The following is a 20,601-nucleotide window of genomic DNA, read 5'->3' on the forward strand; positions in this document are numbered from 1 at the left end:
AGCCGCGAGTTGGTTTATTATCAAGTATCTTCATGTAAAGATAATGGAGCCCGAATGGAGAGTGATCATGTAGATCAGCTGCTGGCCCAGTGGGCCCGGCAGCGCCCGGACCTCGACTGCACCCCCATGGGGGTGCTGGGGCGGGTGGCGCGCATGGCGGCGATCGCCGGGCGCGAAGTGAGCGAGACCCTCAAGGAGTGCGGTCTGTTGGGGTCCGATTTCGATATCCTGGCGACCCTGCGTCGGGCCGGTGAGCCGCTGACCCCGACCGCGCTCTACCAGTCCGCCATGCTGAGTTCAGGGGCCATGACGGCCCGGCTCGACAAGCTGGAGCAGCGTGGCCTGATAAGACGTGAAGCCTCCCCCGATGACAGGCGCAGCCTGCTGGTCTGCCTGACGGAGCCGGGGCGGGAGCTGGTTGACCATGCGGTGGAACAGCACGTGGCGAACGAGCGCCGCCTGCTGGCCCCATTGAGCCTGGTCGAACAGGAGCAGCTGGCCGCCCTGCTCAAACGCTGGCTGCTGGAAAACGAATAAAAAAACGGGCCTGCGGGCCCGTTTTTGTTGGCATTGAGGCTGACTCAGTAGCCGCCTCTGGCATCCCTGACGGCAAGGCCAAGCTGCCATACCGCCATGGCGTAGTGGGTGCTGTGGTTGTAGCGGGTGATGGCGTAGAAGTTCGGCAAGCCGTACCAGTACTGGTAACCGGTGCCGACATCCAGACGCAGCAGGCTCGCCTCCTTGTGATTGCCAAGGGATCCGGTTGGGGTCAACCCGGCACCGCGCAGGGTGGCTACCGGGTAGCGGGTCTGGAAGCCGTGCTCATAGCCCGGAAGCTGTCCCTGACCGCGTACTGCCACCGGCTGCCCTTTCTCCCAGCCGTGGGCCTTGAAGTAGTTGGCCACGCTGCCGATGGCATCCACCGGATCCCACAGGTTGGTGTGGCCGTTGCCGTTGAAGTCCACCGCGTAGTTGCGAAAACTCGACGGCATGAACTGGCCGTAGCCCATGGCCCCGGCATAGGAACCCTTGGGTTCGGTGGGATCCATCCCTTCATCCCGGGTCATCACCAGGAAGGCTTCCAGCTCGCCGGTGAAGAAGTCGGCGCGGCGCGGGTAGTCAAATGCCAGGGTCGCCAGGGCGTCGAGAATGCGGGTTTTGCCCATCACCCGACCCCAGCGGGTTTCCACCCCGATGATGCCGACGATGATCTCGGGTGGCACCCCGTAGATCTGCTGCGCCCGGTTGAGTTCACTCTCGTATTCACGCCAGAAGTTGACGCCGTTCTGTACGTTGTCTGGAGTGATGAACTTGGCGCGGTAGCGGTTCCAGGCGCCGGTCGGACCGGTGGGCGGTCTGGTGGTGGGGGCCTGGGCGTCCATCAGCTTGATGATCCAGTCATAACGCTCGGCCTGGGCCAGTACCCGGTGCAGCTCGGCGCTGTCGAAGCCGTGCTTTTGCACCATCCGCTGCACGAAGTTGTCCACGTTGGAACGATTGGCGAAGTCCCCCTTGCTGACCCCGGGCTGGCTCACCTGCCCGTAGAAGGGTTTGCTCGGCGGCGTCTGGTTGATGAAGGCGCTGTTGGGTTGGGGTTTGACCACGGGCTTGGGCGCCGGCGTGCTGCTGCAGCCGTAGATCAGGGGAAACAGGGAGAGGACACAGACAAGGCGACGCATAGGGTTCTCGTGAGCCTGAAAAAGAGTGCCGTCATGGTAAAACATTGGCGTGCAGGCGCAAGTGCTCCGTGCCGGCGCGCCCCCGGGGATCCCGTCAGTGCAGGGTGTGGTAGCCGCTCCAGATCCGGGTCAGGGTCGTGATGGCACAGAGCAGGGCGAAACCGTAGGCCAGTGGCACGAAGGCGGCGGGCCAGAGGCACATGAGCACGAAGAGGGCGATGGTTTCGCTCCCCTCGGTGAGCCCGCCCAGATAGTAGAGGGATTTGTGGTGGTAGACGGGGCTCTCGATGCCCCGTTTGCCCGCCATGATGGCAAAGGCCAGAAAGCTCGATCCCGTGCCCATGAAGGCGAACAGCAGGGTGGCGGCGGCCAGGGCGTTGGCCGGGTCGGCGAGGGCAAAGCCCAGCACCACGGCGGCGTAGAAGATGAAATCCAGCGTGATGTCGAGAAACCCGCCGCAGTCGGTGATGCCCGTTTCCCGCGCCACGGCGCCATCCAGCCCGTCCAGCAGCCGGTTGAGCAGAATCGCCGCCAACGCCCACTGATAGCAGCCAAAGGCCAGCAGCGGCAGCGCCAGCATGCCGATGAGAAAGCCGGCGAGGCTCACCTGGTTGGCGCTCACCCCGGCCCGGCACAGTGGGAGGGCGAGCGCGGCGAGGGGGCGGCGGATAACCGGGATCAGGTGGCGATCAAACAAGGTGGTGCTCCTCTTCTGGGATGGCTGGGGGGATCAGCTGCAAGATGGTGCCCGGCGCGTCATCTTCGTCGTGGGTCACCAGAATGGCGGGGATGGCCAGTGCCTTGATCTGCGCGAACACCAGTTCACGAAAGGCGGCCCGCAGCGGCTTGTCGAGGCGGGAGAAGGGTTCGTCCAACAACAATGCCCTGGGCTCGGCCAGCAGGGCACGCAGCAGGCTGACGCGGGCTTTCTGGCCACCTGAGAGCGCCCCGGGCAGCTTGTCCACCTGAGCCTCCAACCCAACCTCGGCCAGCGCCTCGCGGGCCCGGGTCTGCCTTGCCGCCATCCCCTTGAGATGCGCCGGCATGCCGAACATCAGATTTTCGGCCACCGTCAGGTGGGCAAACAGCAGGTCATCCTGAAACAGGATGCCGACGCCCCTCTCCTGAGGGGGCAGCGGGGTGAGGCGACGTGCGCCGAGCAGGATGTCCCCGGTCAGCCGGATGGGCCCCCCGGGTGGCAGCACTCCCGCCAGCGCCGCCAGCAGGGAGCTCTTGCCACAGCCGCTCGGTCCCATCAGGGTGAGCACCTCGCCCGGGGCCACCCTGAGGGGAGGGAGCGTCAGCAGGGGGGCGCCGTCGAGGAAGAGGGTGAGTGCGGAGGTATGCAGCATCGGGTCAGGGCCTCAGAGCGGGGTTGATGCGCCGCGGCAGCCAGAGCGCCAGGGCATAGATGAAAAGGGGCAGCAGCAGTTGCAGCAGGCCGTAGAGCCCCGCCAGCCGCCGGTTGAGGCCGCTGCCGATGGCCACCGCCTCCGTGGTGATGGTGACGACCCGCCCGCCCCCGAACAGCAGGGTCGGCAGGTATTGGGCCAGGCTCACCGCCGCTCCGACACCGAAGGCGAACAACAGGGGACGGGCGAGCAGGGGACCCTTGACTCGCCACCAGGCCCCCCAGGGGCTGGCCCCGAGCGTGAGGGCCACCCGGGTGAGGCGCTCGTCGAACTGGCGATAGGGGCCGTGCAGGCAGAGATAGACGTATGGAAAGACGAAGATCAACTGGCTCCAGAGTACCCAGCCTGGGCCTATGCCAGTGAATCCCAGCCCGTCGGTCTGAAGGCGCAATCCAAACAGCAGGCTGGCCTGGGGCAGCAGCAGAGGCAGGCAGACAAGCCAGAGGGTGCGTGTGGCGCGGCGCGCAGGCAACGCCTCGAGGCAGAGCACCGCCAGCAGCAGGGAGAGCGCGGCGCAGAGCAGGGCCAGCCACAGACTCTGCCACAGCAGCGGGCCCAGGCTCGGCAGCAGAGCCTGCCAGTGGTGGCTGCTCCATTCGCTCGGCCAGAGGGCGGGAAAAGACCAGCGCCGGGTCAGGGACCAGAGCAGCAGGGCGGCGAGCACCAGCAGATTGGTCAGGAGCAGCCCCCACACGCCGATGCGGGCAATGAGTGCGGGCCAGGGCGAGGCGGGGGCGCGTCGCCCATCCAGCCAGCGAGCCTTGCCGAGGGTGAGGTGGGCCCGCTCCAGCAGCCTGAGGGCGCCAAGCAGCAGCAGGTTGAGGGCGAGCAGCAAGAGGGCGCCGCTGGCACTGGCGCCGCGCCAGGCGGGGTCGGCATCCTGATACCAGAGCCAGAGTCGCACCGCCAGGGGCGGCGGGGCATCCGGCCCCAGCAGCAGGGCGAGATCCACCACCGCCAGACCATAGGCGGCCACCGCGTAGAGGGGCAGTCGCAGGGCGGGCCAGAGGGCGGGCAGCAGCAGGCGCCACCAGATCCGGGGGGCACTGAAGCCGAGGCTGGCCCCCAGCCACTGCTGGCGCGCCACCTTGGCGGGATCCAGTGCCGCCAGCGCCATCAGCAGCAGGAAGGGGGTCTCCTTGAGGATGAGCACCACGATGAGGCCAAGCCCCCAGGGATCCTTGAGGGTTTGCCAGTCCGGGGGTTGATGGGTGAGGTCAAGCAGGGGGGCGACGAGGCGCAGCAGCCAGCCGGAGGGAGCGATCAGAAAGGCGATGCCGATGGCAAAGGCGACGTGGGGAAGCGCCAGCAGGGGGGAGAGCAGGCGGCGCAGCCAGCGCATCCAGGGACGCCCGTCCCCCTGGGCGAGCAGCAGGGCGGTGGCGCCGAGAGCCCCCAGGGTGGAGGCGCCCGCCACCCAGAGGCTCAACCCTGCGGAGTGCCAGAGTCCGGGCTGGGGGAGCAAGAGGGATAGATTGGCGGGGGCGAGCCCCTCGATGACCAGCAACAGCAGGCCCCCGGCGAGCGGGATTCCCAGCATCAAAAAGGGCAGCAGGAGGAGAAGAGGGGCGCGCACCTGCATGATGGATCAGTGGCCGTAGCGCTCGGCCCAGGCCGCTTCCAGCCGCGTCTGCCAGCTGGGATGGGGCTCTGCCACTCCCTTGAAGCGCAATGCCGGACGGGTCTGGCCTGGCAGCGCCTCCTGGCGCAGCACGCTGGGATCCCCCCAGAAGGCGGGGTCGCTCTTGCGCGCCTGGGCGGCGGGGCTCAGCAGGAAGTTGACCACCACCTTGGCCCCGGCCCGGGCGGAGGCATTGAAGGGGATGGCGAGGAAATGGCTGTTGGTGAGCGCCCCTTTTTCCATGGCGATGGCCTTGACGGTGGGGGGCAGGGTGCCGTTTTGCACCGAACTCTGGGCTTCCCCCGGGTTGAAGCTGATGGCCATGGCCAGCTCGCCGTCATCGAGCAACTGCCTGGTCTCGGCTGCGCCGGTGGGGAAGAGCCTGCCCTTTCGCCAGAGCGCGGGGTGAAGCTGGTCGAGCCAGGCCCAGAGAGGGGCGGTGATGCGAAGGAAGTCGGCATCGGTCGCCTCCCGATAGAGGGGCGCCGGATCCGGTGTCAGCTCCAGCAGGATCTGCTTGAGAAAGCTCGAGCCGTGAAACTGGGGAGGCTTGGGGTAGGTGAAGCGGCCGGGGTGAGCCTTGGCCCAGGCCAGCAGGGCGGCCGCCGAGATGGGAGGTGTGTCTACCTGGTCGTCATCCACCATCAGATTGAGCTGGCCTATGCCCCAGGGGGCCTCCAGCCCCTCGACCGGCACGGTGAAGTCCTCACTCACCGGCAGGGCGGTGTCCACCAGGACCATGTTGGGCAGCTCGTCGGTAAAGGGAGCCCCCAGCAGCCCCTGCTCCTTGAGCGCCTTGAAGTTCTCGCCGTTGACCCAGAGCAGGTCGATGGGGCCGTTCGACGTCTTGCCAGTCTGTTTGCCGGCCAGCAACTGGCTCACGCTCTGGGCGATGTCATCCACCTTCACCTGCACCAGCTCGACCTGGTACTGGCGAGCGATCTCCTGCCTGGCCCACACCAGGTAGGCGTTGATCTCGGGGCTGCCCCCCCAGGCGTTGAAGTAGACGGTCTGCCCCCTGGCGGCCAGCAAGGTCTGCTGCCACGATGCGTCATTGGCGTGGAGCGGGGAGGCCAGCAGCAGGGGGACAGCGGCTATCAGGGGACGGAGCAGGGCGCGAAGTCGGGTCTTGAACATGATGGTTGCCTCGTCAGAGTCAGGCGCCGCGGCGCCAGCGGTGATAACGGGCCAGCAGCGCCAGCAGGCGCCCGGGCTGGCGGGCACGGCGCCAGGCGCCAGCCACGTACTTGTTCCCCTCCATCAGGGTGGGGTAGGGGTGAACGGTGGCGAGGATCTTGCCAAGTCCCAGGCGGTGGCGCATGGCGAGAGCAAACTCGGCGATCCGCTCGCCGGCGTGAGCACCCACTATGGTGGCCCCGAGTATCCTGTCACGGCCCGGCACCGTCAGCACCTCGACAAAGCCCCCTGACTCGCCGTCGGTGATGGCTCTATCCAGCTCGGCCATCTCGAAGCGGGTCGACTCGAAGGGGATGCCTCGGGCATGAGCCTCTTTCTGGTTGAGGCCGACCCTGGCTATCTCCGGACTGGTATAGGTGGCCGCCGGCATGACCCTGTAGTCTGCCCGAAAGCGCCTGAACTGGCCAAAGAGGGCGTTGATGGCGGCATACCAGGCCTGATGGGCGGCAAAATGGGTGAACTGGTAGGGGCCGGCAACGTCCCCCACCGCCAGGATGCTGGGGTAGTTGGTGGTGAGGAAGCCGTCGATGGCCAGGGTGCCGTCGGGGGCCAGTTCAACCCCCAGCGCCTCCAGCCCGAAACCGCTCACGTTGGCCTCCCGGCCAAGGGCCAGCAGCAGCTGGTCCCCCTCAACCACCAGCGTCTCGTCCCCCCGGCGCAGGTGCAGCCGGATGGGCAGGTTGGTGTCTTTACCGTCCATATACCCGGCCGAGGTAGCCTGCCAGCCGAGGTGCAGGGTGACGCCGTCGTGCTCCAGCTGTGCGGCCAGGGCCCCGGCGACGTCCCTATCTTCCCGGGGCAGCAGCTGAGGGCCTTGCTCCACCAGGGTGACGGGGATACCGAGCAGGGCCAGGCTCTGGGCCAGCTCGCAGCCGATGGGGCCCCCTCCCAGCACCAGCAGATGGCGGGGGGGCTCGCGCAGTCGCTGCCAGAGGGTGTCGGAGGTGAGGTAGGGAACCCTGTCCAGCCCCGGCAGTGCGGGCACCCGGGGGCGGGCGCCGGTGGCGATCACGATATGACGGCTGGTCAGGCGCTTGCCGTTGACCTCCACCTCCCAGGGGGAGGTGACTCGCGCCCGCCCCTGGATGCACTCCACCCCAAGTCCTTCATAGCGCGCCACCGAGTCGTGGGGTTCGACCTCCTCGATGACCCGGGCGACCCGCGCCATCACGGCGGCGAAGTCGGCGCGGCTCTGGCTCGGGGTAAAACCAAGCTCCCCGGCCTTGCGCTGTTCAATGGCGAAGCGGGCGCTTCGGATCAGCGACTTGGAGGGGACGCAGCCGGTATGGAGGCAATCCCCTCCCATCCTGTGCTGCTCGATGAGGGCCACTCTGGCTTTCACCGCGGCGGCGATGTAGCTGGTGACCAGGCCTCCGGCGCCGGCACCTATCACCAGCAGGTTGTAGTCAAAGCGCGCAGGCTTGCGGTAGGGGGCGTGCAACCGGTAGAGGGCGAGACGGCGCTGCAAGGCACGCATCAGCCAGGGCATCAGGCCGAGCAGGGTCAGGGCGGCCAGCAGGCCGGGGGAGAAGAGGTTGCCTGTGCTGGTGAGGGTAGCCAGCTCGCTTCCCGCCAGCACGTAGACGAGGGTGCCCGGCAGCATGCCGAGCTGGCTGACCCAGTAGTAGGTGCTGACTCTGATGGGGGTGAGCCCCATCACCAGGTTGACCAGAAAGAAGGGGAAGAGGGGGATGAGGCGCAGGCTCAGCAGATAGAAGGCCCCCTCCTTTTGCATGCCGGCCTGAACGCTCGCCAGCTTGTCGCCAAAGCGTGTCTCGACCCAGTCCCGCAGCAGGAAGCGGGCGCTGAGAAAGGCCAGGGTGGCGCCGAGGGAGCTGGCAAAGGAGACCAGCAAGAGCCCCCACAGGATGCCGAAGACGGCGCTGCCCGCCAGGGTGAGCAGGGCCGCCCCCGGCAGGGAGAGGGCGGTGGTGAGCACATAGATCACCAGAAACAGCAGGCTGGCTGCGACAACATGGCGGTCGACCCAAAGGGCCAGGCGCGCCTGATGAGCCTGCAACTGGGTGAGGCTCAGATAGTGGTCAAGGTCGAGGGCAAAGAAGGTGCCGACCAGGACCCCCATCGCCAGCAACAGCAGCAGGCGTGCCCTGTTCATCCCTGCCCCTTGTCGAGGGGACTCTCGGGTTGCACCGGCAACTGGCAGAACCCCTGGGGAGCGATGTCGAGAGCGGCATTGAACTTGGCGGACATGTTCTGGAAGGCGATGAGGCCGGTGAGCTCCACCAGGGCGTCGTCATCGAACCAGGGCTTGAGGCGGGCGGCCTGCTCGTCGCTCACGCCATCCAGCCCGGTCATGGCCTCGGCATAGTCCAGCACGGCCCGTTCCCGCTCGTCGAACAAGGGGCTGTCGCGCCACCGGGCCAGCGCCTCCACCTTGTCGCTGGAGCCTGCCCGCTTGACGAGGGTCATGGCGTTGATGTCGACACAGAAACGACACCAGTTGAGCTGGGAGACCCGCACCGTCACCAGGGAGCGCAGCACGGGGTCGATGGGGGAGCGCTTGCGGTTGATGACGCCGTAGAGGGTGGCGACCGCGGCGAACAGCCTGGGGGAGCGCCCCCAGCACTTGCCCGGGATCAGCACCTGACCGTAGTTGCGTTTCTGCAGCCAGAAGAAGGGGCGGATGAACCAGTCGTAGGCCCGGTCCGGTTTGACCTCAATGCGCATCTTGTTCCTCTTTGAGCTTCTCCATCTTGGGCTTGTAGGCCCCGCCCAGACGCTCGTTCAACCGATTCAGGAAATCGATGATCCGTGCCCGGTTGACCCCCAGATCGCTGCGCCCCTGGCGCGAGGCGGAGCGCATGTCGATACGGGTCTCTTTGGGCCCGGCAAAGACCCGCAGGGCCACGTCATCCTGAAACCCGAACCAGCCGGTGGTGACGACGGCATCGATACCCTCGCTGCCCGGGCGAACCTGCCAGCCCAGCTCCGTCATCAGTTCCTCGGCTTCCGCGAGCACTTCGACCGGGGATGCCCGGGTATAGAGAGGACCGGGGTTGCCTGGAAATAGTTGCAGGGGCGGGGGGGAGACCGGGAGATCCTCCGGGCTTCTGAGCAGCTCGGCCCACTGGAGCCGTGGCGGATGGTAGGGATCCGTGCTGACGTCGTTGGTGAGGGGGGAGCGCAACGCCTGGACGAGAAACAGCAGGGGCAACAGCAGGGGAGTTATGCCCCAGATATCCGGCCAGAGGTTGGTGGTGCGGCGATAGCGCCAGGGCAGGCGCAGCAGCAGCACGAGGCTGAGGAGGGCGCTGGCGAGACAGAGGATGAAGCCGAGCCACCAGGGCCAGAGATGGGCGCGGCTGCCAAGGGCCCCGCAAAGGGGCAATAGCCAGGTCAGCAGCGGCCACCACAAAGAGCTGTGCATATGAGGGATCCACGGGTCAGGATGGAACTATGCCCAGAAGGATAAACTTAATTGCCTGATAACGTTAGTAAATGATCATCAATCCCAGGCGTGCGGCTCAGAGAACCGATGGCCTCGTCGCCCTGGATCAGCTGCGATAGAGCACCTTGATGAGGTGGAAGCCGAACTTGGTGCGCACCGGCCCCAGCACGGTCAGCAACTCCCCCTTGAACACGGCATCGTCGAAGGACTTGACCATGTCCCCCTTGGAGAACTCTCCCAGATCGCCGCCACGCTTGCCGGAAGGGCAGGTGGAGAAACGCTTGGCCATCTGGCTGAAATCGGCGCCCTTGGCGAGCTTCTCCTTGATTTCCAGACACTGTTTCTCGGTCTTGACCAGGATGTGCTGGGCACAGGCTTTTTTCATCGGAATGCTCCTCGGCGAGGGGAAAGGGGGCGCAAGATTACTGCAATTGCGCCTCCGCGTCAGCCCCTCGGGCGCGAGACCCGGCTCCGGGGGCCGGCGGCCAGGGGGACCCTGGCCCGGGATTGCCAGAGGATCTCCAGCCCCAGCAGGGCATAGAGGCTCCAGATGGCCAGGGGGTTGAGCCAGTTGCCCCCCATCTGCAGGGTGGCCAGGGCTGCGCTCACCAGCAGCAGGACTATGCCGGGCAGGCGCCAGTGGGCAGACAGGGGAGCGAGCAGGGCCATGCCCAGCAGCAGGGCCAGGCCAAAGGGCAGATTGAGCGCAGTGAAGGCGAGGGCCTGCTGGCCGTTCATGCCGGTCAGCAAGGCCAGCAGGGCGCTGCAGCAGGCCAGGAAGGTGATGAACTCGAGTCGGTCGGCGATGTAGTCAGCCAGTTGTTCGCTACGTAGGTGCATGGGGTCTCTCCTGCGATGATTGGGATCAGTGTGGGACAGGCAGGAGCGCAGGGGCAGCGGGATAAATCGATTGAATTGAACGAAGCTTTAGTGCCATCTATTCAAGTGATTGATTTAAACTTATTTTCCTGTTCAATAGCAGGCAGGGCGGGGAAGAGGGCACGGAGCAAGTCGAGGGGGACGGGTTGACGAAACCCGCCGGATGCGGGGTGTCCGACAAGGGTTGTCGCGACGAGCCGGACCCTGCTGCCAGCCCAAGGCCGCCAGGGGAGATCCGGCGTGGCGGGGTCGGTGGTGGCGTTTTGTTCGCCCCTTGCCCGGATTGTGCGCAGTTTGGCTCCTCACACCCGGCTGGCTCCTTGCTGGGCCGAAGCGATCCCCGCACCGGGGGCGGCAGAGCGGCACGCAAAGGGGCCCCGAGCGTGGGATTTCGCCGTCGCGATTATGCTAGGATGAGCGGCACTCGCCCGGGATGAGTCTCGGTATCGTACTAAATAACACAATCTTTAAATCATGTTATTCGGGGAAAATGACGTTTGACAGGATGCTATCCTACTTTTCTCACCGGGAGCACTTCATCCGGGCGATCCCGTCGCCCCGGGCCCGGTCTCTTGCTGCTCGCCCTCGCTCTCTGGCTGATGGCGATGCCCGCCATGGCGGCCAAGTTGACCTACCAGATCAAGGGGGTCAGGGGAGAGCAGAAAGACAACGTCGAGGCCTACCTCAACGCCCTGCCCGTCTATCAGGAACGCCAGTACCGCCCCGCCCGCGCCAAGATCACCGAGAGCGTACAGAAGGCGCTGCAGGTCTATGGCTACTACCAGCCCAAGATCACTCTGAACCGCGACAAGAAGACGCCCGCCAAGGTGGTGATCGAGATTGAGCGGGGGGAACCCGTGATCATCTCGCGCCTCGACATCCTGCTGGAAGGGGATGCGGGGAGCGACGAGGTGTACAGCGAGCTGCTGGACAAGCTGCCCCTCAAGGAGGGAGATCCCCTCAACCACGGCAAATATGAATCCATCAAGGCGGATCTCGGCAGTCTGGGGCTGGCCCGCGGCTATTTTGACGCCAAGATCAGCAAGAGCCAGGTCAAGGTTTTCCCGGAACAGGGCAAGGCGGAGATCTACATCCTGTTTCGCTCCGGCCCGCGCTACCATTTCGGCGAGATCCGCTATGACGCGACGCCGGAGGCACTGCACCTTATTCGCCCGCTCATCAACATCAAGAGCGGCGACCCCTATCTGGCGATCCGTCTGGCGGAGATGTCCCAGGATGTCTCTTCCACCAAGCTGTTCAAGCAGGTGGACATCAAACCCCTGATCAGCCAGGCCGAGGGCAACCGGGTGCCGGTGCAGGTGACCCTCTCCAACCGGGTCGATCACGAGATTGAGACCGGTATCGGTTATGCCACGGACGTGGGGCCGCGCCTGAGTGCCACCTGGGAGAAACCCTGGGTGAACCGCTATGGTCACCGCCTCTCCAGCACCGCCAAGATCTCGGCGCCGGAAGCGGAGCTCAGCTTCGACTACCAGATCCCGGTGGGCAACCCGCTACGGGATTACTACTCCCTGCAGGCGGGCTATCAATACACCGACAACAACGACACCCGCTCCGATCTGGCCACCTTCGGGGTGCACCGCTGGACACGCCGACCGGAGAGCTGGGACAGAGACGTCTTTGTGCGCCTGGAGAACGAGCGCTACGTCCAGGGTCAGGACGAGGGGAACAGCCTGCTGCTGATCCCCGGCGTCTCCTGGTCACGGCTGCGGGTGCGCGGCGGTCTGGTGCCGGATTGGGGGGATCGCCAGCAACTGACGATGGAGTTCTCGAGCCCCTACTGGGGGTCCGATATCAGCTTCATGCGGGTGTGGGGGCGCAGCAAGTGGCTGCGCACCCTGGGCGAAGATCACCGTTTCCTGATGCGGGCCGAACAGGGGGCCATCGTCGGGGATGATTTCTCCCTGGTCCCCCCCTCCCTGCGCTTCTTCACCGGCGGCGATCAGACGGTCCGGGGTTACGGTTACGAGACCATTTCGCCACGGGGGGACGATGGCAAGCTGACCGGCGGGCGCTACGCAAGCGTCGGCAGCCTGGAGTACAACTACCGCTTCAGCGAGAAGTGGCTCGGCGCCCTGTTCGTGGACGCCGGGACCGCCACCGTCGACTACAGCGAGGCCTGGAAGATAGGCACCGGGGTCGGGGTGCGCTGGGTCACCCCCATCGGTCAGGTCAGGCTCGATCTGGCGGTGGGCATCTCCGAGGAGGACAAGCCGCTGCGGCTGCACTTCGCGCTGGGGCCGGAACTATGACCCGGCAACCAGGCGCACATCCTCTTCTTTCTCTTTTCTGGCCGCTGCGGCTGCTTTCCTTGCAGGGGTCTGCATCGTGATCTGGGTAAAACGCATTTTCTTGTGGCTCATGGGCCTCTTCTTCCTGCTGCTCATCGGCGTCAGCCTGTTGGGCTTCACCCATCAGGGCAACAAGTGGCTGTGGCAACAGGCCAGAGCCGCGCTGCCCTCCCTCAAGGGGGAGCTGGTGGCGGGGCAACTCGGGTATGGCTGGACCTTCGAAGGGGTTGGCTGGCGGGACGAGCTGGTGGATGTCACCGTGGAGCGGGCCGTGCTGGACTGGGATCTGGGCAAGCTCCTGCAGGGCAAGCTCTGGATCAAGTCTCTGGCGGTGACTCGCCCCGTTGTCCGGGTGGCGGAGTCCGAGCCGGTGCCGGAAGAGCCGTCGGAGCCCTTCGTCTGGCATCCGTTGCCGCTCAAAATCCAGGTCGACAGCCTCAAGGTTGCCGATCTCGATGTGGCGGTGCCCGGCGTGACGATCACCCTCAAGGATCTGGACATTGGCGCCGCCCTAGATCGCGCCGGGCTCATCGTGCGCGGCCCCGTGCTCGATGGCCTGAACGTGGTGCTGGCACCGTCCCCGGCGGAGGCGGCCAGTGACAAGGGCGCCAAACCGGCGGATGAGAAAAGCGCCACCCTGGCGGCCGGCGAGGGCAAGGCTGCCCCCGGTGACAAGATGCAGGCCGCAAGCAAGCCCGAGCCCATGGTGCTGCCGGCGGTGCGACTGCCTTTCCCCATCCAGCTGGAGGGGCTGAAAGCCACGGCGTTCCGTTATCAGCAAGGTGAGCTGGTGGAGGGGCTAGACAACCTCTTGCTGTCGGCCACCGCCGAGGAGGAGCGCATCGACATCCGGGAGCTCTCCTTGCGCCATGCCATGGCGGATCTGACCTTGAGTGGTCAGGTGCGCCTGCACGAGGATTACCCCCTCGCCCTGACTCTGGATGCCAAGGCGCGTCAAGGGCTGCTGGACGGGGAGCTCAAGGGGGAGCAGGTCAATCTCGTCCTGGACGGTTCTGTGGGCAAGCTTGGGCTGGCACTCAAGGCCAAGGGGCCGGTGGGCGCCAATCTCAAAGGATCCCTCGCGGCCCTCGACCCGGATCTGCCCTTCGATCTGGCGCTGGACTGGAAGAGCCTCTCCTGGCCCCTGCACAAGCCCGCCAAGGATGAGCCCAGCTATCGGCTGGACAAGGGCACCCTGAGCGCCAAGGGCAAGCTCTCCGGTTACCAGTTTGCGCTCAACACCGCCGGCAAGGGGACCGATGTGCCCCCCTTCAAGGTGGCGCTCTCGGGCAAGGGGGATCTCAACCAGCTGAGCCGCATCGAGCTGCTGCTGGGGGCCCTCAAGGGGGAGCTCAAGGTCGACGGCAAGCTGGCCTGGAGCAAGGGGGTCCAGTGGCAGGGGACGACCGAATTCAAGGGGATCAACCCGGCGGAGCTGGTGCCCGAGATCAAGGGGGTACTGGCGGGCAAGATCACCAGTCGCTTCGATCTGGATGAGGCGGGCCACTGGCAGCTGGTCCTGCCCGAGCTCAAGGTGGATGGCAAGCTCAACCAGTATCCCCTGGCCTTGCAGGGCAGGCTCAGCGGCAACGACAAGATGGAGTGGACCATCCCGGCCCTGGCGCTGCAAAGCGGCCCCAACCGGCTGCAGGCCAAAGGCTCGCTCACGACCCAGGCCTGGAAGCTGGATGCGGATCTGGATGCGCCCAAGCTTGGGGGTATCTACCCGGGTCTGGGAGGGGACATCAAGGGCCAGGTGCGCGTCACCGGCAACCAGCAGGCGCCGCGCGTGAATGCCGATCTGGTGTCGGGCCGACTCGCCTACGCGGGCACCGTCCTCAAGGAGACCGTCATCAGGGCCAACGCCCTGGTCGGGGAGAAGCCCGCCGGTGAGGTGGCGGTGACGGTGGCGAGCCTGGCGCAGGGGGAGACCAAGCTCTCGCAAATCGCCCTGAACCTGAGCGGCGATCTCGAGCGCCACGGGCTCACCTTGACCATGAAGGGGGATCCCCTGGCGGCAGACCTCAGCCTGAATGGCAGCCTGCGCGGTGACCGCTGGCGTGGCGCCCTTGCCGAGCTGAAGATCAAGACCCCCCTCAAGCGCTGGGCGCTGACCGCCCCCTGGTCTCTGGACCTGGATCTGCCGAAACAGCAGCTGACCATGGGGGATCTCTGCCTCGCGTCCCAGAAGGCCAGTCTCTGCGTCAAGGGGAGCCGGATAGCCCAGTCCCAGGGCAATCTGGAATTTGCCCTGAACGAATTTGATCTCAAGCGGCTGCGCCCCTGGTTGCCGGACAATTTCCGCTGGCAGGCGGTGCTGTCGGCCGACGGGCGCGCCAGCTGGCGCGGCAACCAGCCGACCCTGCACGCCACCGTGCGCACCACGCCTGGGACCTTCGTCGCAGACGAACTCAAGACCGACTACCAGCGCCTCGAGCTCGGGATCGACTTCGAGCGCCAGCAGGCCGCCATCCGGGTCGATTTCGCCTCCGAGCAGATCGGCAACATCGACACCGATCTGCTGATCCGGGATCCCGCCGGACGCGGCAACCTCGGCGGTCAACTCAGGTTTGACGATCTGAAGCTGGCGACCTTTGCGCCCCTCATTCCCGAAGTGCGCTCCCTGCAAGGGGTCATCTCGGCGGATGCCCGCTTCGACGGTACCCTGGCTGCCCCCCTGCTGTATGGCGAGCTGAGCCTGAAGGAGGGGGAGGTTCAGACCCACTCCGACATGGTGACCCTCTCCAAGCTGGTGACCCGCCTCAAGATAGAAGGCAACCGGGCCGAACTCGACGGCTCCATGATGGTGGGCAAGGGCCCCCTGGTGCTGGGGGGCTGGCTGAGCTGGGCCCAGCAGCCGGTGACTGGCAGCCTCACTATTCAGGGCAAGGAGCTGGAAGCCCAGTACCCGGGCATGGGCCGGGTCAGGGTGACACCTGACATCGCCATCTCTCTCGGGGAGGAGACCAGGGTGACCGGGCAGGTGGACATCCCCTGGTCGCGCATCCTGGTCAAGAGCCTGCCAGACAGCGCGGTAGCGGTCTCCGATGATGTCACCGTCATCTACGACGATCTGCCGCCGGTCCCCAAGGCGGCACCGCTGCCCATGGAGATCAGGCTCGCCATCCGGCTCGGGGACGACGTCCGCCTTGAAGCCATGGGACTCAAGACCAAGGTGGGAGGGGCCCTCAACATTCGCCAGGATCCCTCCAAGCCGCTCTCGGGCAACGGGCAACTGGAGCTCAGGGACGGGCGCTTCAAGGCCTATGGCCAGAACCTCATCATCAAGGAGGGGCGGATCCTCTTCTCCGGCCCCATCGATCAGCCCTATCTCAACATCGAGACCTATCGGGATCCGGACACCATCGAGGACAACGTGACCGTCGGGGTGCGGGTGACGGGGCCGGCCGCCAAGCCGAAGATCACTGTCTATTCCGAACCGCAGATGGCGCAGTCCGAACAGCTCTCCTATCTGTTGCGGGGCAAGGGATTGCAGACCAGCGGCGAGGATGGCGGCTTCAACGGCCTGCTGGTGTCGGGGGCCGTGAGCCAGGCGAGCGGCGTGGTCTCCAGCATCGGGGAGTCCCTCGGCATGAGCGACGTGGCCCTCGATACAGCAGGCAGTGGCGATGACACCCAGGTGACCCTGTCGGCCTACCTGCTGCCCGGCTTGCAGTTCCAGTACGGGGTCGGGGTGTTCAGCCCCATCGCCGAATTCAAGCTGCGCTACGAGCTGATGCCAAGGCTCTATCTGCAGGCCATGAGCGGGGTGGCCCAGGCGGTGGATATCTTCTATCGCTTCACCCTGTAAGGGGGGGCGGATGACAAGACAGATGCCTGGGGGGACGCTTATCCCCCTCTGCCCGACCTGCTGATGACAGCTGTCGCCAGCAGGTTCGGGGTGAGAGCGTGCATATATTGACGGGAGGCCTGGCCTCCCGTTTTTTTGTAGAGAAGAAGGGGATTTGTGGAAGGCAGAAAAGCGAAAACCCGGCACAAGGCCGGGCTTTCTGAAAGATGGTGGAGGGAGAAGGATTCGAACCTTCGAAGGCAGAGCCGTCAGATTTACAGTCTGATCCCTTTGGCCGCTCGGGAACCCCTCCCCAAGTGCGAGGCGCATACTAACAGATCTGTCGCGCTTGTGAACCCCTCTGCTGGGATTTTTAATGCTTAAAGGATCGGGTTGATGGCCGATAAGCAATGAAACCTTCATTTCCAAGATTTATCTCATGCTGCCCAGTGCGATTCGTGACCGCTTGCTCGTGGATGAGGCCCAGTTGGGCCAACGGCTCAACCAGGATCTCCGTTCGGGGGACCGTGCCGACTTCAGGCTGCATCTGGCGCTGCTGACTGATGCAGTGGAAGAGCAGCCCTGGTTTGATGCCCCGCCCAAGCCTGCGTCGGGTGAGCTGGATTGGCGCTCCCGTTTCGGTCTGATGCCCCGGGCGTCCCTGCAAGGCGGGGTGGAAGAGATCGATGCCACCAGCCTCAACGAGCGTCTGCAACAAGGCGGGTGCATGACGGATGTGAGACTCTGGCTGGCGCTGCGCTCCCCGCCACTGGTGAGCCGAACGCCCGCGCTGGATCCCGCGGTGTACGACAACCTCTCGGCACTGGGTCGCGAGCGCTGGCAGGCCCGACCTATGGGCGCTGACCCCAGGGAGGAGGCTCCGCTGATGATGCTGCCGCTGCTCGATGAGCTTGCGCAAGGGGTGGATGCCAGACTGCGCTGGCTGGGGTGACGGCACGGTAGAATGCAAAAAGGCGGGATAACCCGCCTTTTGCTTTATGAGTGGTGAACCTTGTCAGGCGTCTGCTTCGTCCGGTTGGGGCACTTCCTTGCCGGCGGCACGACGGGCGATGGGTTTTTCCGTGTGACGGTTGAGCTGGCGTTCCAGCTTCTGGCCCAGGTCCGTGATGGCAGCATAGAGATCCTCGTGCTCTGCCTGCGCAAACAGTTTGCCGTTGGGAATGCCGATAGTGGCTTCGACGATATACATCAAACGCTCTTTGGAGATGATCACATGGGGTGTGATAAGAGGCACCTGAAGACGCTCGAGCTTTTCAAAACGGGATTCAATGCGCTCGCGGATGGCTGGGGTGATGTCGATGATTTTACTGGTCATTTCGATTTTCATAATGGCCCCCTTCGGGTCGTCTTGCTTGTGTCTTCACCTCCAGATTACCCATGTCGCCAAATCAAAATGTGATCTGTGTCACGAAAAATACCCTTGGGAATCCCGCTGTCCATAAATTGTGAGCTTTTCCCGTTTCATGCCAAAAACCGCTTGAGCTCAGTGAAACAGGCAGGCAGTATCAGCAAATAGGATCGTTTCTGTCCCCCCTCGGCAGCGCCTTGTGTCGACCCGATGTTTGGTTTTTGCCGCATAGTCTCGAATTTTCTCCACCCACATCGCCTCATCGCATCGCAAAATCATTGCCATGCGCCGGTGGAGATATGCGCGCAAACGGATATGCTTTTCTGCAGGAGTCGGGGTGGATAACGTGGTTGTAGTGGTTGGAGTCGTAGATGAAGCAGCAAGCCACCCAGATGATGTGGTTTTATGATCGGCAGCATGGGCAATGGAGCCTGTCTGATCATGTCTCTTGTGAACCCTGGGCAGGGGAGGAAGCCCACCCCTGGGCCACCCAACTTGAGCGGGAAGATGAAGCGGGTTTCGCCGATTTTCTTGCAAGACTCCACGATTCCTGCCAGCCAGGCCAGTTCATCGGCCACCTGCGCGATGAGGACGGCAAGGTACACCATGCGCTCTGGTACGGTCAGTATGTGCCTGCGCAGGGGCTCTGTTGTGGCTGGCTTGCCCCCCTCGAAATGATGCATCGCGAGATGGATCGCGCCAACTCCCCCGCAGGCGTGACACCGCCGCTTCCCATGTTGCAGGCCCCCTTGCTGGCCAAGCTGGCGCAGGCGCTCTCCGCCAAGACGGGGCTCGATTTTTGCCAGACCCTGGTCAACGAGCTGGCCCATATCCTGGGAGCCACTGCCGTCTGGCTGACGGAGCGGGTTGGTCTCGACAGGCTGAGAGTGCTGGCGAGCCACGGCATCGACGTCAAGGAGTATGCCCTCTGTGACATGCCCTGCCAGCAGCTCTATCGCCAGGGGCCCTCCAGCGCGGTCCCCGTGAGTGAACCCCTGACCGGGTATCCTGACCTGCCCCCGGGCCAGCACTATTACGCCCAGCCGCTGCTCGATCGCAACGGTCAGATCCTGGGTCATCTCGCCCTGTTGTTCCCGAGCCAGACCCGGACCACGGATCTGGATTCCGTCCTGACCATCTTCTCGGTGCGCATGGTGGCCGAGCTGGAGCGCCTGCAGAGCGATGCCCTGATGCGGCTGTCTGCGGTGGCCTTTGAAACTCACGAAGGGATCATCATCACGGATCCCGAGTTCAAGATCCTGCGGGTCAATTACGCCTTCAGCCAGATCACCGGCTTTGACAACCAGGGGGTGATTGGTCTGCATCTTGGCAACGATCTCTGGTCGGGGCTGGGAGGCCTGGGTTACGAGCTCAACGCCCTGGATCGCTGGCAGGGGGAAACCCTGCGCCTGCACGCCGACGGTCACGCCTATCCCCAGTGGGAGATCGTCACGCCGGTGCAGGATGAAAAAGGGGGGATCAGCCACTATGTCATCTTCTTCGAGGATATTTCCGAGCGCAAGGCGGCGGAGCGCCGCATTCAGGATCTCGCCTTCTATGACGAGCTGACCGGCCTGCCCAATCGCCGTCAGTTGCACGAAACCCTGACCCAGGCGTTCACCGATGCAAATCGCAGTCACCTTATAGGGGCCCTGCTGTTCATCGATCTCGACCACTTCAAGACCATCAATGATTCCCTGGGTCACGCCACTGGCGACTGGCTGCTCAAGGAGGTGGCCAGCCGTCTCAAGCGGCTGGTGCGCCAGGGGGATTGTCTGGCCCGTCTCGGCGGCGACGAGTTCGTGTTGTTGCTGCCAGCGCTTTCCATCAGCCCGCCCCAGGCGGAGATGCAGGCCGACCTCATCGCGGAGCGGCTCATCGGGGAGATCGCCGCTCCCTATGATTTCAGAGGCCAGGTGCTGCACATCGGCGCCAGTGTCGGCATCACCCTCTTCCCCGGTCGGGAGCAGGAGGCGGGGGATCTGCTCAAGCAGGCTGACACCGCCATGTATCAGGCGAAATCGGCGGGCCGCAAGACCCGGCGCTTCTTCGATGCCTCCATGCAGTTGCAGGCCGACCGGCGTCTGCACATTCACAACGAGCTGCGCAGTGCCCTCGACAATGGGGAACTGACTCTCCACTACCAGCCCCAGCACATGGTGGCGGGGGGGGAGATCATCGGTGTCGAGGCACTGATCCGCTGGCAACCTCCCGGGCGTGCCCTGGTGTCGCCTGCCGAGTTCATCCCCATTGCCGAGGAAACGGATCTCATTGTCGACATCGGCAACTGGGTATTGCACGAAGCCTGTACCCAGTACGTCTCCTGGGAGGAGAGCGGGATCCACGTCCCCCAGCTCTCGGTCAACGTGAGTGCCAAACAGTTCCATGCTCCCGACTTTGTCGATCGCATTCACGACGTGCTGGCGGCCACCGGCATGGATCCCGCCTGCCTCAACCTGGAGATCACCGAGTCGGTGGTGCTGGGTCATGCGGAAGACACCATCAGCAAGATGGCGGAACTCAAGACCTTGGGCATCAGCTTTGCCATCGATGACTTCGGGGCGGGGTACTCTTCCCTGAGCTACCTCAAGCGGCTGCCGGCGGACGAGCTCAAGATCGACCGCTCTTTCATCCAGGACATTCCCAAGGATGGTGACAACATGGCCATCGTCGAGGCCGTGATCGCCATGGCCCGCCACATGGGGTTCAACGTGACGGCGGAGGGAGTGGAGTCCCGCCAGCAACTGGAGTTTCTGCAGGCGCAGGGCTGCCATTTCTTCCAGGGATACCTCGCCTCCAAGCCGCTCCCTGTTCCCTACCTTGAACGCTATGTCAGCCGCCAGGTACGCGGTGATCGCCCCGTCTGCACCGATAAAAATAGTGTGGCGTAGCCCCCGTGCTTAGCGGGTAGAATGAAGGTATGTCACCACCGC

Annotated in this window: 16 protein-coding genes and 1 tRNA gene; 5 read left to right on the forward strand and 12 right to left on the reverse strand. The window is 64.7% G+C overall.

The window, feature by feature from the left end:
* Positions 1 to 54 precede the first annotated feature (54 nt).
* Complete coding sequence (locus tag MUW49_RS02570) at positions 55 to 537, forward strand: MarR family transcriptional regulator (RefSeq protein ID WP_119196808.1); 483 nt, start codon at positions 55 to 57, stop codon at positions 535 to 537.
* Between the two features lie 44 nt (positions 538 to 581).
* Here the strand turns inward: MUW49_RS02570 and mltB are convergent, their stop codons facing one another.
* From mltB to MUW49_RS02620, 10 genes are all read right to left on the reverse strand, one after another.
* Positions 582 to 1,679 carry a lytic murein transglycosylase B gene (gene mltB / locus MUW49_RS02575; protein ID WP_010674112.1) on the reverse strand — a complete coding sequence of 366 codons (1,098 nt, stop codon included), beginning with the start codon at positions 1,677 to 1,679 and terminating at the stop codon, positions 582 to 584.
* A 94-nt stretch (positions 1,680 to 1,773) separates the two neighbouring features.
* On the reverse strand, positions 1,774 to 2,376 hold the full coding sequence (locus MUW49_RS02580) for a CDP-alcohol phosphatidyltransferase family protein (protein WP_161469602.1): 603 nt from the start codon (positions 2,374 to 2,376) through the stop codon (positions 1,774 to 1,776).
* Positions 2,369 to 3,031, reverse strand: coding sequence for an ATP-binding cassette domain-containing protein (locus tag MUW49_RS02585; protein WP_171864868.1), 663 nt, complete (start codon positions 3,029 to 3,031; stop codon positions 2,369 to 2,371). Before MUW49_RS02585 ends, MUW49_RS02580 begins: the two co-directional genes overlap by 8 nt.
* A gap of 4 nt (positions 3,032 to 3,035) precedes the next feature.
* Positions 3,036 to 4,673, reverse strand: a complete 1,638-nt coding sequence (locus tag MUW49_RS02590; RefSeq protein ID WP_171864869.1) for an ABC transporter permease — start codon at positions 4,671 to 4,673, stop codon at positions 3,036 to 3,038.
* 6 nt (positions 4,674 to 4,679) lie between these two features.
* Entirely contained in the window at positions 4,680 to 5,849 is a 1,170-nt protein-coding gene (locus tag MUW49_RS02595) for an ABC transporter substrate-binding protein (RefSeq protein WP_161469599.1), read from the reverse strand.
* Between the two features lie 19 nt (positions 5,850 to 5,868).
* Complete coding sequence (locus tag MUW49_RS02600) at positions 5,869 to 8,025, reverse strand: FAD-dependent oxidoreductase (RefSeq protein WP_244812368.1); 2,157 nt, start codon at positions 8,023 to 8,025, stop codon at positions 5,869 to 5,871.
* A complete protein-coding gene (locus MUW49_RS02605) occupies positions 8,022 to 8,597 on the reverse strand; it encodes a carboxymuconolactone decarboxylase family protein (protein ID WP_244812369.1) in 576 nt (191 codons plus the stop codon). Before MUW49_RS02605 ends, MUW49_RS02600 begins: the two co-directional genes overlap by 4 nt.
* The gene (locus tag MUW49_RS02610; RefSeq protein ID WP_119196805.1) at positions 8,587 to 9,297 is read right to left on the reverse strand and encodes a DUF1499 domain-containing protein; all 711 of its coding nucleotides are present in this window, start codon (positions 9,295 to 9,297) and stop codon (positions 8,587 to 8,589) included. Before MUW49_RS02610 ends, MUW49_RS02605 begins: the two co-directional genes overlap by 11 nt.
* A gap of 127 nt (positions 9,298 to 9,424) precedes the next feature.
* Entirely contained in the window at positions 9,425 to 9,703 is a 279-nt protein-coding gene (locus MUW49_RS02615; protein WP_010674120.1) for a peptidylprolyl isomerase, read from the reverse strand.
* Positions 9,704 to 9,762: 59 nt separating this feature from the next.
* Complete coding sequence (locus MUW49_RS02620) at positions 9,763 to 10,158, reverse strand: hypothetical protein (RefSeq protein ID WP_043154193.1); 396 nt, start codon at positions 10,156 to 10,158, stop codon at positions 9,763 to 9,765.
* Positions 10,159 to 10,694: 536 nt separating this feature from the next.
* Here MUW49_RS02620 and MUW49_RS02625 point away from each other — a divergent pair.
* A complete protein-coding gene (locus tag MUW49_RS02625) occupies positions 10,695 to 12,470 on the forward strand; it encodes an autotransporter assembly complex family protein (protein ID WP_042017328.1) in 1,776 nt (591 codons plus the stop codon).
* Between the two features lie 76 nt (positions 12,471 to 12,546).
* Positions 12,547 to 16,320 (forward strand): translocation/assembly module TamB domain-containing protein, encoded by a 3,774-nt coding sequence (locus MUW49_RS02630; RefSeq protein ID WP_244812370.1) that lies wholly within the window; start codon positions 12,547 to 12,549, stop codon positions 16,318 to 16,320.
* Positions 16,321 to 16,527: 207 nt separating this feature from the next.
* On the opposite strand, the gene MUW49_RS02635 is transcribed toward MUW49_RS02630, so the two are convergent.
* A tRNA-Tyr gene (locus tag MUW49_RS02635) sits at positions 16,528 to 16,612 on the reverse strand.
* Positions 16,613 to 16,738: 126 nt separating this feature from the next.
* Here MUW49_RS02635 and MUW49_RS02640 point away from each other — a divergent pair.
* Positions 16,739 to 17,251 carry a VC2046/SO_2500 family protein gene (locus MUW49_RS02640; protein WP_102948204.1) on the forward strand — a complete coding sequence of 171 codons (513 nt, stop codon included), beginning with the start codon at positions 16,739 to 16,741 and terminating at the stop codon, positions 17,249 to 17,251.
* Between the two features lie 63 nt (positions 17,252 to 17,314).
* On the opposite strand, the gene raiA is transcribed toward MUW49_RS02640, so the two are convergent.
* Complete coding sequence (gene raiA / locus MUW49_RS02645) at positions 17,315 to 17,647, reverse strand: ribosome-associated translation inhibitor RaiA (RefSeq protein WP_010674126.1); 333 nt, start codon at positions 17,645 to 17,647, stop codon at positions 17,315 to 17,317.
* A 392-nt stretch (positions 17,648 to 18,039) separates the two neighbouring features.
* Here raiA and MUW49_RS02650 point away from each other — a divergent pair, with 392 nt between their 5' ends.
* Positions 18,040 to 20,559, forward strand: a complete 2,520-nt coding sequence (locus tag MUW49_RS02650; protein ID WP_182954360.1) for a GGDEF and EAL domain-containing protein — start codon at positions 18,040 to 18,042, stop codon at positions 20,557 to 20,559.
* The last annotated feature ends 42 nt before the right edge of the window (positions 20,560 to 20,601 follow it).

The organism is Aeromonas sp. LsrichE-8G, assembly GCF_022869435.1.
Taxonomy (GTDB): Bacteria; Pseudomonadota; Gammaproteobacteria; order Enterobacterales; family Aeromonadaceae; genus Aeromonas; species Aeromonas caviae.